The 10,347-nt window shown below is 63.4% G+C and carries 10 protein-coding genes and 1 pseudogene; 8 read left to right on the top strand and 3 right to left on the bottom strand.

Going from position 1 to position 10,347, the window contains the following annotated elements; all coding sequences use genetic code 11:
* Positions 1 to 596, top strand: a pseudogene (locus tag QOC89_RS25700) (molecular chaperone HtpG); the annotation flags it as partial.
* Between the two features lie 162 nt (positions 597 to 758).
* Here QOC89_RS25700 and QOC89_RS25705 read toward each other — a convergent pair.
* Positions 759 to 1,028, bottom strand: a complete 270-nt coding sequence (locus QOC89_RS25705; RefSeq protein WP_323047591.1) for a hypothetical protein — start codon at positions 1,026 to 1,028, stop codon at positions 759 to 761.
* A 313-nt stretch (positions 1,029 to 1,341) separates the two neighbouring features.
* Between QOC89_RS25705 and QOC89_RS25710 the strand changes: the two genes are divergently transcribed.
* Entirely contained in the window at positions 1,342 to 3,147 is a 1,806-nt protein-coding gene (locus QOC89_RS25710) for a hypothetical protein (RefSeq protein WP_323047592.1), read from the top strand.
* A gap of 130 nt (positions 3,148 to 3,277) precedes the next feature.
* Here QOC89_RS25710 and QOC89_RS25715 read toward each other — a convergent pair whose 3' ends face one another.
* Complete coding sequence (locus QOC89_RS25715; RefSeq protein WP_323047593.1) at positions 3,278 to 3,784, bottom strand: OmpA family protein; 507 nt, start codon at positions 3,782 to 3,784, stop codon at positions 3,278 to 3,280.
* A 244-nt stretch (positions 3,785 to 4,028) separates the two neighbouring features.
* On the opposite strand from QOC89_RS25715, the gene QOC89_RS25720 reads away from it, so the two are divergent.
* The 6 genes from QOC89_RS25720 (at position 4,029) to QOC89_RS25745 (ending at position 9,622) form a co-directional block, all read left to right on the top strand.
* Entirely contained in the window at positions 4,029 to 4,754 is a 726-nt protein-coding gene (locus QOC89_RS25720; RefSeq protein ID WP_323047594.1) for a chorismate--pyruvate lyase family protein, read from the top strand.
* The gene (locus tag QOC89_RS25725; protein WP_323047595.1) at positions 4,754 to 5,227 is read left to right on the top strand and encodes a DNA-deoxyinosine glycosylase; all 474 of its coding nucleotides are present in this window, start codon (positions 4,754 to 4,756) and stop codon (positions 5,225 to 5,227) included. The genes QOC89_RS25720 and QOC89_RS25725 overlap by 1 nt, the downstream gene beginning before the upstream one ends.
* Positions 5,224 to 6,147: a spermidine synthase gene (locus QOC89_RS25730; protein ID WP_323047596.1), complete on the top strand. Its 924-nt coding sequence runs from the start codon at positions 5,224 to 5,226 to the stop codon at positions 6,145 to 6,147. Before QOC89_RS25725 ends, QOC89_RS25730 begins: the two co-directional genes overlap by 4 nt.
* Positions 6,148 to 6,582: 435 nt before the next feature.
* Positions 6,583 to 6,822 carry a DUF3311 domain-containing protein gene (locus QOC89_RS25735; protein ID WP_323047597.1) on the top strand — a complete coding sequence of 80 codons (240 nt, stop codon included), beginning with the start codon at positions 6,583 to 6,585 and terminating at the stop codon, positions 6,820 to 6,822.
* A complete protein-coding gene (gene mctP / locus QOC89_RS25740) occupies positions 6,822 to 8,372 on the top strand; it encodes a monocarboxylate uptake permease MctP (protein WP_323047598.1) in 1,551 nt (516 codons plus the stop codon). Before QOC89_RS25735 ends, mctP begins: the two co-directional genes overlap by 1 nt.
* 125 nt (positions 8,373 to 8,497) lie before the next feature.
* Positions 8,498 to 9,622 (top strand): FUSC family protein, encoded by a 1,125-nt coding sequence (locus QOC89_RS25745; protein ID WP_323047599.1) that lies wholly within the window; start codon positions 8,498 to 8,500, stop codon positions 9,620 to 9,622.
* A gap of 14 nt (positions 9,623 to 9,636) precedes the next feature.
* Here the strand turns inward: QOC89_RS25745 and QOC89_RS25750 are convergent, their stop codons facing one another.
* Positions 9,637 to 10,056 (bottom strand): VOC family protein, encoded by a 420-nt coding sequence (locus tag QOC89_RS25750; protein ID WP_323047600.1) that lies wholly within the window; start codon positions 10,054 to 10,056, stop codon positions 9,637 to 9,639.
* Between the last annotated feature and the right edge of the window lie 291 nt (positions 10,057 to 10,347).

Here is a 10,347-nt window from a genome sequence, read left to right on the forward strand (position 1 = left end):
AAAAAATCTATTACGCAACCGGCGATTCCTACTCTGCCGCGAAGAACAGCCCGCACCTCGAAATCTTCCGCAAGAAAGGCGTCGAAGTCTTGCTGCTGACCGACCGCGTCGATGAATGGATGCTGTCGTTCCTGAACGAGTTCGACGGCAAGCCGCTGCAAAGTGTCGCGCGCGGCGATCTCGATCTCGGTGCGCTGAACGACGAGGAAAAGCAGGCGCAGGAGAAGGTCGGCGAAGAGTTCAAGCCGCTCGTCGACAAGATGAAAGAGGCGTTGAAGGATAAGGCCAAGGATGTGCGTCTGACGTTCCGTTTGACCGATTCGCCTTCCTGTCTGGTCGCCGACGACGGCGAAATGAGCGGCTATCTGCAACGTATGCTGAAGGCGGCGGGTCAGGACGCGCCGTCGTTCCATCCGATTCTCGAAGTGAATCCGGAGCATGCGCTGGTGAAAGGCTTGCATGCGGATAGCGCGAACTTCGACGACTGGTGCCATCTGCTGTTCGATCAGGCCTTGCTCGCTGAAGGCGGCGCGCTGGAAGATCCGGCTAGCTTCGTGAAGCGGACGAACGCGTTGTTGTTGGCGCGTGAGGGTTGAATTTTCGAGGTTGAATAGAGTTTGAGTTGAGCTTGGATTGGCGTCGGTTTGGCGCCTGCAGATAAAAAATGCGCTGCTTTGGCAGCGCATTTTTTTTGCCGATCGCTTTCGTGTTCCCGGTACGGCTTCGCACCGGGTTTCAATGAAAGCGGTGTAGCGCTGTTAGCGCACCAGTGCCAGCCCATGCAGATGGCGCACCTGCGATAGCACGGAGCCGGCTAGCTCCTTGGCCTCCATGCAGGAATGGTGATCGGCCAGCACCTTGGCCGCGAGACTGCCGATGCCCGCACTGGTTTGCTTTGCCGTGTGATGCTGTGCGAGCGCCGAGCCGGCGAGTTCTTTTTCCAGATGCGAAGCGCTTGCGCGCCGCAACACAACCGCGGCCAGATGGGCGATGCGGTCTGACGTTTCTTTCGAGTTCGTAGTATTCAAGCCCTTTACTCCTATGTGTTTTTGTCGATTCAGGTGAAGCTTCCTGCCGGAAAAATTCGCCTGAAAATTAATTATGGTTAACTAAATAAAACTCTTCAACAACGATAAATTGAGATTGGATTATGAGATGCAAGAGTACCGATTTATCTTATGCTCGCGCGTTCGAAACTCGGAGGTTTAGAGGATTGTTTGCAATCTTTAGGCCAATGAAACACCGAGTCTTATTTCCGCGATGAGGTATCCGCGCAACCCGCCGTTGCGATCCGCGCCTCGCTCACTCCTTGCTCATTTCTCGCTCATTTCTCGTATTGCTATGTCCGACTCTGCCTTGGCGACATCCGCCAATCCTGTTCATCTGCTGTGGTCCATCTTGCGCGAGCAGGGCTTCGATGCCGCCGCGCGAAGCGCTGTCGAGCTCGCGGCGCAAAGCGTGACGCCGCAGTTGCACGCGGACCTGTGCGCGAGCGCGGGCCGCTTCGAAGAGGCTTATCACAGCGCGTCGCAAGCGCAGGCCGTGACAAATGGCGTGCGTCATGCCCGGCTGGCGCTCTTCGCCGATGCACTTGGCCAAGCCGAGGCCGCGCAGCGCAACAGCGAACGGGCGGTGCTCGCCCAGTCACATGCCGAGACGATCGACTGGATTGTCTGGTTGATCGATCACTGCGGCGCACATTCGGCAGCGGCGCACATGGTGCGCGCGTATGAGCAGCAGGTGCCGCAGGACGCGCGCGCGCCGTGGTGGCTGGCGATTTCGTTGGCAGCGCAAACGGATGCGGGCTCGCGAGCCGAGCGTCGCGAGGCACTGTTGCGGGCCTATGCGCGCGATCCATCGATGCACCCCGCGTTGCCGTTGCAGCTCGTGCTCGCGTTGCGCGAGAGTCGCGATTGGCCCGCGGTGGAACGCGTTTGCCGCGAAATGTTGTCGCGCAATCCCGCCGATGCGGAAATGGCCTGGCAACTGAGCCACGCGCAATGGCAATGCAACGACGCGGCGGCCGCCGAGGCGACCATGCGTGCCGTCGATGCCGCCGCGCCCGGTAATGCCGACGTGCTGGCGGCAATCGGCATGTATCTCGCCGAACAGGCACGCTACGACGACAGCGAAGCGGCACTGCATGCCGCGCTCGTGTGCGATCCGTCGACGACCCAAGCTGCGGTCGATCTGGCCGATCTGAAATTGCGGCGCGGCGCATGGTCGAGCGGATGGCCGCATTTCGAGGCGCGTCTGACGCGCGACGACCGCGAGTCAAACAATGTTGTCACGGTGATGGCACAGCTGTGCCCGCGCTGGCGAGGTGAACCGCTCGCAGGCAAGACGCTGGTCGTGCACAGCGAGCAGGGCAGCGGCGACGACATCCAGATGGTGCGCTTCGTGCCGGAATTGGCGGCGCGTGTGCGCGATGAGGGTGGCCGCCTGGTGCTTGCAGTGCGCCGCCCGTTGCAGCGGCTGTTTGCGCGCTATTACGCGGATTGCGTGTCGATTGAAGAGGGCACGCCCGGCAAACCGCACTATAACTATGGCCTGCCGATGATGAGCGTGCTATCCGTTCTCGGTTTGCCGCCTGAGCAGGTGCACGGCGCGCCCTACCTGCATGCCGACGCGGCCAACGTGGCCGCGTGGCGTGAGCATGTCGGCGCGTGCGGCAGCGACGTCGCGCTGCATGTCGGCCTGGTATGGTCGGGCAGCCCGACGCATCGGCGCGACGCAAAGCGCTCCATTCCGCTTGCGGCGCTGGCGCCGATGCTCGCTTTATCCAATGTGGTGTTTCATCCGCTGACCCCGGGCCGTCACGCCGACGTGGCGACTCTGACCGCGCAGGGTCATCGCATTAGCGATCTGACGGCGCGCTACCAGGCGGGTTTCGACGACGTGGCCGCGCACGTGAGCGCGCTCGACGCCGTCGTGACCATCGACAGCGCGCCGTTGCATCTGGGCGGCGCGTTAGGGCGTCCCGTGATGGCGATGCTCGATCACGTGTCGCACTGGTGTTGGGGAAATGAGGAAGCGCAGCCGTGGTACGACTCGGTCGACCTGTTCAGACAGCCGCGGCCGGGGGCGTGGGAGCCGGTGGTGGAGCGCGTGGTGGCCCGATTGCGGACGATGGCTGGCGCGCGATAGTTGCTCTGGCCGCGCGAATCGCGCGGAAACTGGAAGATCGGGTCTGTAAGAACGCAAACGCAGATCGCACACGCAAAAACGCCCGCATGACGCGGGCGTTTTTACGAGCCTGGCATCGGCTGGCGAACTTCTACTTCTTGCCCATCAGCGTATCCATCGTTTCCCCACGCACGAGGATCTCCGTGCGGCGGTTCAGCGCGCGACCCTCAGCCGTGTCGTTGCCTGCCACCGGATTGTTATACGCGTTGCCCTTCGTGCGGATTCGATCCAGCGCCACGCCGCGCGCTACCAGCGAGTAACCCACCGCGGTAGCGCGGTCCTCCGAAAGCTTCTGGTTGTATTCCAGCGTGCCCACGTTATCGGTGTATCCCTCCACCACGACTGGCTTCTTGCTGCGCTTGAGCAACACGGCGGAGCGGTTGATCACCATGGCCGCGTCGCCGCGTACTTCGGATTTGCCGAATTCGAACAGCGCGGCCTCCGGCAGCTTCACTGCCACACCGCCGGCGACGGGAGCTACCTCGATGCCGACCGCCTTGTTCAGCGATGTTTCCGTATCGCGATTGAGCGGCGCCGCGCAACCGGCCATCAGCAATACCGACATCGCGCATGCTGTTGCGCTCAGGAACGTTCTCATGTTTCTTCTTCTCCTTCTGTATCCGATCAAATGGCGCGCCCTTCGATCGCGGGCGGGCCGCCGACTTGGTAAAGCACGAAGGTTGTATCGCGCGTCGCTGGCACAGGAGAATCGGAACACTCTGAAATCGATAGTCTGTTTGAGGCGAGTCAGCATTCAGACAGCTGTCAATGGAACTTCCTGAAGGGGAGACAGGTGAGGGTGAGGCGCTGCGCTGACGGCCGCGCCGCTATAATCCGACACCATGTCTATCCGTTTCAATGCCGCCGACGCCCATTGGCGCGTCGCGCCCTTACCCCGCTTTAGCGCCGCCCAGAAAGACTGGCTGACCCGCGGTGGATCGTTGACCGCGCATCTGCGTACGCTGGGCGAAGTCGCCGTGCGCGTGACGCGCGAAGCCGTCGCGCTGCCGTGGGCCGACGAGCTCGCCCCGCTCGGCCTCGTGCCGCGCGCGCCGGTGTGGGTTCGGGAAGTGGTGTTGGCGGTGGACGGTGTGCCCTTTGTCGCCGCGCATAGCATCGCGCCGCTCGCCGCCAGCGTCGGCGTGTGGCAGGCCACGCGGCGGTTGCGTAGCCGGCCGCTCGCCGAGTTGCTGTATAGCGATAGCAGCGTCGCGCGCTCGTCGCTGGTGAGCCGCGGGTTGACCGCGCGTCATCCGTTGTACCGCCTGGCGGTGCGGGAGATTGACGCAACGCCGCCGCATGCGCTGGTCGCGCGCCGCTCGGTGTTCGAGCGCCACGGCGCGCCGTTGATGGTGACCGAGTGCATGTTGCCGGCGCTGTGGGCGCATCTGGCGGCTTCGGCACGGACAGCGTCCGCGCAAGCGCCGCAGCGTACCCATGTGCGGGAACATGGCCGGCCGCTCGAGCATACGGTGTCGCGCGCCCATGGTGCGCCGCGTGCGGAGCCCGTAGGTCAATCCGAAGGGGCCACGCGCGCACCAGCACCCGACAGCAAGGAAAAGCGCTGATGCTGCGCGGCTTTCCTCCCGTCGTCGCGGCAGATACGCATACGCTGATTCTCGGCAGCTTTCCCGGCGAGGCGTCGCTCGCGGCAACGCAGTATTACGCGCATCCGCGCAACCAGTTCTGGCGCCTGCTCGGCGCCGTGCTCGACGAACCGCTTCCCGAACTCGCCTATGAAGCGCGTTTGCGCCGCCTGCTCGCGCACGGCATCGGCGTGTGGGACGTGCTCGCCGCCTGCGAGCGCGAAGGCAGTCTCGACGCCGCGATCCGCAACGCCAGCCCCAACGATTTCGCTTCGCTGCGCGCGCACGCCCCACAACTCGCCAAAGTCTGCTTCAACGGCAAGACGGCGGGCCGCTTTGCGCCGGTGATCAGCGAGGCCGGCTACGTCACCCTCGTATTGCCTTCGTCGAGTCCGGCGAATGCTATGCTCTCGTTCGACCAAAAATTGCGTCTCTGGCGCGACATCCTTACATGACGAAATTGATCAAGCGCGCCTCGGCTGAAGCACGTGCGTTCCGCAACAAAGACGCTGACGCAGGCGACCACACGCTGAACAAACAGAAAGTCGTGCGTCAAGAAAAGCGCGCACTGCGCGACGACGATCTGCACGACGCGCCGCAAATCGAAGCGCCGCGCAAGCCACGTTTCGCACCGGTCACGTTCTCGGAAGAGGGTGGCGTACGGTTCCTGCATTTCGGCACCGAATGGGTGCAGGGCGCAATGCGGCTGCGCAAGCCGGATCACATCGAACTCGAATACGCGCAGCAGATGATGGCCTGGCTGCTGTTCATCGAAACGCCCAAACGGATCGTTCAACTCGGTCTCGGCGCAGCCGCGCTGACCAAATTCGCCTACCGTTTCCTGAAGCGCGCAAAGGTCGAGGCGGTCGAGTTGAATCCGGCGGTGGTGGTTGCGGCACGCACGATGTTCGAACTGCCGCACGACGACGCCCGCCTGACCGTGCACGAAATGGACGCGTGGGACTTCGTCAACGACCGCGCCAACCATGGCACGATCGGCGCGTTGCAGATCGACGTCTACGATGCCACTGCGCGTGGCCCGGTACTCGACAGCGTCGGCTTCTATCGTGCGGTGCGTGCATGTCTGACCGACGCGGGCGTGGTGACGGTGAACCTGTTCGGCGATCATCCGAGCTTCGTGCGCAACATGAAGCGTCTGAACGAAGCGTTCGACGGCCGCGTGGTCGCGTTGCCGGAAGTGCACGACGGCAACCGCATCGCGATCGCCTTCTCGGGCCCGGCACTCGAGGTGCCGTTCGCGGCGCTGCAAGCCCGCGCAAAGCTGATCGAAGCGGAACTCGGTCTGCCGGCGCGCAAGTGGATCAAGGGGCTGCAGGAGTCGACCGGCCAGAACGGCAACGCGTTCTCGCTCTGATGCGTGACGAGTGACGCGGTCGGGCCGGGCAAGCCGGCTCGACTGTGGCGAGCCCAGGACTGTCGCGAGATCGCGAGGGCCGCCGCCGTTGCGCCCACGCTACGGTCCTCGACGCCACAACCCACGGTGCATCACACAGCCTCGCGACATTGCACACGAGGGCTCAGTGGCGAGCGACACATAAGTGGCGCGGCCTGACACCTGCGGCCACACCAGCATTCCACCTTGCGGCGACACACCGTCCCGTTCACCTCAAACACCCGCCCGTGGGCCTCAAAACCACGTCCCGCCTCGGGTCGTCCCTGCTTGACCGCACGTTCGCGGCTCCTATACTCTTTCGGAGCTTTCGGGGCGCCCGTGGCCTATCTGCGACGGGAAGATCCACCACCCGTCAAACACGGGCCAACATTTCAATAATAGGGAAGAGGAGACGTCATGGCTCACGACGCCGACGCGAACAAAGCCAGCAAGCACTGGCTCTGGCTGCTGCTGTTGCCCTGGATCGCCATGATCTGGGTGCCGTCATATAACAAGGTCGAACCGCAACTGTTCGATTTTCCGTTCTTCTACTGGTACCAGCTCCTGTGGGTGCTGCTTAGCGCTGTCATCACGGCGCTCGTGTACTTCAAGACCAAGACCCGCTCGACGGGCAGCTCGCAAGGGGGCGCACAATAATGAACGCCACCGCAACGTTCGTCTTCGTTCTGTTTTTTGTTGGTGTCACCATTCTCGGTTTTGTCGCGGCCCACTGGCGCAAGGGCGACCTGGCCCATCTGGAAGAGTGGGGCCTCGGCGGCCGGCGCTTCGGCACCATCGTCACGTGGTTCCTGCTGGGCGGCGACCTGTACACCGCCTACACCTTCATCGCCGTGCCGGCACTCGTGTTCGGTGCGGGCGCAACCGGTTTCTTCGCGTTGCCGTACACGATCCTGATCTATCCGTTCGCGTTCGTCGTGTTCCCGAAACTGTGGAGTATCGCCAAGCGTCAGGGCTACGTGACATCGGCTGACTTCGTCTCCGCTCGCTACGGCAGCCGCATGCTGGCGCTGGCGATCGCCGTGACCGGCATCGTCGCGACCATGCCGTACATCGCGCTGCAGCTGGTTGGTATCGAAGTGGTAATCGGCGCGCTGGGTTTCGACACCAAGGGCTTCGTCGGCGATCTGCCGCTGATCATCGCGTTCGCGATCCTGGCGGCGTACACGTACACGTCGGGCCTGCGCGCGCCGGCCATGATCGCGGTCGTCAAGGACGTGCTGATCTATATCGTGATCTTCGCCGCGATCATCGTGATTCCGCCGCAGCTGGGCGGCTTCGGTCACATCTTCAGCGTGGTGCCGCCCGCCAAGCTGCTGCTGAAAGCACCGGACGTGTCGAACCTGAACGGCTACAGCGCGTACGCGACGCTCGCGGTCGGTTCGGCGCTCGCGCTGTTCCTGTACCCGCACTCGATCACCGCGGTGCTGTCGTCGAAATCGGGCAATACCATTCGCCGCAACATGGCGATGCTGCCGGCTTACTCGCTGGTGCTCGGCCTGCTCGCCTTGCTCGGCTTCATGGCGCTGGCTGCGGGCGTGAAGGACATGCCGGAATTCGCGCCGTACTTCAAGGCGTTCGGCCCGAACTTCGCGGTACCGGCGCTGTTCCTGCACTACTTCCCGTCGTGGTTCGTGGGCGTGGCGTTCGCGGCGATCGGCATCGGCGCGCTGGTGCCGGCGGCCATCATGTCGATTGCGGCGGCGAACCTCTACACGCGCAACATCCACAAGGAGTTCGTGAACCGCAACATGTCGCATGAGCAGGAGACCAATGTCGCGAAGCTGGTGTCGCTGATCGTCAAGGTCGGCGCGGTCGCGTTCATTCTCGGCCTGCCGTTGACGTACGCGATCCAGCTGCAACTGCTGGGCGGCATCTGGATCATCCAGACGCTGCCGGCCATCGTGCTGGGTCTGTACACGCGCGTGCTCGACTACCGCGGCCTGCTGATCGGCTGGGCGGTCGGTATCGCCACGGGGACCTGGATGGCGATTTCGCTGAAGCTGGCGGGCTCGATCTTCACGATTCACCTGTTCGGCATGGCGATTCCGGGCTACGCGGCGGTGTGGTCGCTGATCGTCAACCTGGTGGTGTCGGTGGTGGTCAGCCTGCTGGTGCGCATGTTCGGCATGCAGCGCGCCGTGGACCGTACCCGTCCGGAAGACTATCTGGACGTGGTCGAAGGCTAAGTCAGCCGTTCCATCCCGCCAGAAAAAGCAACGCCCGCGGACGAAAGTTCGTGGGCGTTTGTCTTTCCGGGGCACTCCAGGGCAGGATAGCGGAACCGACCTTCAAAAGCGTCATTCGTGCCGCCATGGCTTCTGCCGATTCCCGCACCGTGATTGCCCGCCGTTCGGCCATTAGCCGCATGGTGCGCATGGTCACGTCGCCGTACTATCGCTATCGCCACGCGAAGATGCTGCATAGTCTGCGGGTGGGCCTAGCCATGCTGGTGTCGATTCTCGCGACCACCGGCATCGATATTCCGCACGGCATCTGGTCGTCGGTGACGCTGCTGGTGGTGATCGGCGGCTTGCAGCACCACGGCAATATCCGCAAGAAGGCCGCCGAGCGGGCGGCGGGCACGCTGCTGGGCGCATCGATCGGGCTTCTGCTGATCTTGCAGCAGAATCTGTTTGGCTCGTTGCCGCTCACCTATGTGCTGATGTCGATCGTCGCGGCGATTTGCGCGTGGTTCGCAATCGGTTCGTCCGGCTACATCGGTCTGCTGACGGCAATCACGATGTGCATCGTCGCGGGACACGGCGACAATCTGATCGACGTCGGCCTATGGCGCACGTTGAACGTCCTGATCGGGATTGTGATCGCGCTGGCGTTTTCGTTCGCGTTGCCGCTGCACGCCACCTATTCGTGGCGCTACGGCCTCGCCACCAATCTGCGCGAATGCGCGCGAATCTACACCCGTTTGCTGGAAGGCGAGACGATCACCGACGAAGAGCAGGTCAAACGCTTCCTCGCGATCAACAAGCGGCTGGTGCAGTTGCGCTCGCTGATGCCCTCAGTGGCCAAAGAGATCGATGTGCCGCTGGCCACGCTCGATGAGATCCAGCGGCTGCATCGCTCGGTGCTCAGTTCGCTGGAATTGCTGGCAACCGGCTCGCTGATGCGCTCGGACGCGGTGGCACGCGCTGCGTATGCGCAGGAGTGTGGCGCCGAGGTGCACGCCGTGCGCGGCATTCTGCTCGCCATGGCGCGTGCCCTGCGGTTTGGCCGGGTGACGCATTTCGGCATTCCGGCCGCCGCGCCGCTCGCGCAGGCGCACAGCGACATCGCGCTTGAATTGCCGCGCGATTTGCAGGGGCCGTATTGGCTCGGTCAGAGGCTCGCTGAACAGGTGGACCGGTTGCGCGTACTGCTGCTCGAGACGGAGCCGAACTGGAACATCGAGCGGCATTCGCGGGCGTTGTTGCAGGTTTAGGGCGCGTGACGCGCTCAGGCGTCCGGCAGCGTCACCATCCACGCGAGACCGAAGCGGTCCACCACCATCCCGAAGCCCTTGCTCCAGAAGGTGGCTTGCCAGGGCATCGTTACCGAACCACCGTCGGCCAGCGCGTTGAAATATTTCTCGCCTGATTCGGCGTTGTCAGCCGTCAGCGAGAGGCTGAAGCCGCTGAACGAGGCCGCGGGATCGCAGTGGCCGTCGGAGGCCATCCAGTTGGTCGAGCCGAGCCTGACCGTGGCGTGCATGATCTTTTCTTCCAGACCGGGGCGCGGCTGGTTCTGCGGGTCGGGGTTGGGCGGCGCGTCCTTGTAGCGCATCATCAGCAACACTTCGGCGCCGAGCTTCTCGGTGTAGTACTTGAGCGCTTCTTCACAGCGGCCGTTGAAAAAGACGTAAGGCTGAACGTACATGATCGTCTCCTGGAACAGGATTAGCGGCGCCGGGTTCCTTCGGCAAACGGCGCCGAGCGAACAGGCGTGCAGACGATTGTAGTCGTCCGTTGGGGCAGTGATTGTGGCGTTATTTCGTAGGAGGCGAGGCGGGGCGGGGCGCTTATTGAGAGTATTGGATGTAGCGGAGGTGCGCCTGTAAACGGCACGCGGCCCTGAACCAGAGGGCTCAGGGCCGCGTATTGAGCCCCATGCGAGCCCCATGCGAGCCCCATGCGAGCCCCATGCGAGCCCCATGCGAGCCCCATGCGC

The sequence above is a fragment of the Paraburkholderia sp. genome, assembly GCF_034668105.1.
Classification (GTDB): domain Bacteria; phylum Pseudomonadota; class Gammaproteobacteria; order Burkholderiales; family Burkholderiaceae; genus Paraburkholderia.

Excerpts from the sequence above, each read along its gene's own strand:
- QOC89_RS25710 (WP_323047592.1), top strand. The coding sequence starts at position 1,342 with ATGTCCGACTCTGCCTTGGCGACATCCGCCAATCCTGTTCATCTGCTG.
- QOC89_RS25715 (WP_323047593.1), bottom strand. The coding sequence starts at position 3,784 with ATGAGAACGTTCCTGAGCGCAACAGCATGCGCGATGTCGGTATTGCTG.
- QOC89_RS25720 (WP_323047594.1), top strand. The coding sequence starts at position 4,029 with ATGTCTATCCGTTTCAATGCCGCCGACGCCCATTGGCGCGTCGCGCCC.
- QOC89_RS25725 (WP_323047595.1), top strand. The coding sequence starts at position 4,754 with ATGCTGCGCGGCTTTCCTCCCGTCGTCGCGGCAGATACGCATACGCTG.
- QOC89_RS25730 (WP_323047596.1), top strand. The coding sequence starts at position 5,224 with ATGACGAAATTGATCAAGCGCGCCTCGGCTGAAGCACGTGCGTTCCGC.
- QOC89_RS25735 (WP_323047597.1), top strand. The coding sequence starts at position 6,583 with ATGGCTCACGACGCCGACGCGAACAAAGCCAGCAAGCACTGGCTCTGG.
- mctP (WP_323047598.1), top strand. The coding sequence starts at position 6,822 with ATGAACGCCACCGCAACGTTCGTCTTCGTTCTGTTTTTTGTTGGTGTC.
- QOC89_RS25745 (WP_323047599.1), top strand. The coding sequence starts at position 8,498 with ATGGCTTCTGCCGATTCCCGCACCGTGATTGCCCGCCGTTCGGCCATT.
- QOC89_RS25750 (WP_323047600.1), bottom strand. The coding sequence starts at position 10,056 with ATGTACGTTCAGCCTTACGTCTTTTTCAACGGCCGCTGTGAAGAAGCG.